A 411-nucleotide genomic window follows, 5' to 3' on the forward strand; every position below is an offset into this window, starting at 1 on the left:
GGGCCGTGCGGCACGTGACGCGGGTCAGGCCGCGACGGCCTCGTCCACGTCGAGCACGAGCAGCAGGCGCCCGTCGAGCTTGTGCGCGCCGCGCACGACCGAGCGCATCGCGGGGTCGAGCGTGTCCGGCGGCGCCTCGAACGAGTCGGGGCCGACCTCGACGACGTCGCCGATCTCGTCGACCAGCAGGCTGATCGGCTCGCCGGCGACCTGCACGACGACCATCATCGGCTCGTCGCCCGCGAGCGGCGGCAGACCCATGCGCGTGCGCATGTCGATGGTGAGGACGACCTGCCCGCGCAGGTTCACCAGGCCGGCGACCTCGGCGGGCGCGAGCGGGACGCGCGTGCGCGTGTGCGAGCGCAGCGCCTCCTGCACCCGCAGCACGTCGACGCCGTACAGCGTGCCGGA

1 protein-coding gene is annotated in these 411 nt (G+C 74.7%); it reads right to left on the minus strand.

Going from position 1 to position 411, the window contains the following annotated elements; genetic code table 11:
- Window positions 1–24: 24 nt before the first annotated feature.
- Window positions 25–411: chemotaxis protein CheW (locus G3I71_RS48875; RefSeq protein WP_203733234.1), on the minus strand; the 387-nt coding region annotated here is incomplete at its 5' end.

Source organism: Streptomyces sp. SID12501, from assembly GCF_010550245.1.
GTDB lineage: Bacteria > Actinomycetota > Actinomycetes > Streptomycetales > Streptomycetaceae > Streptomyces.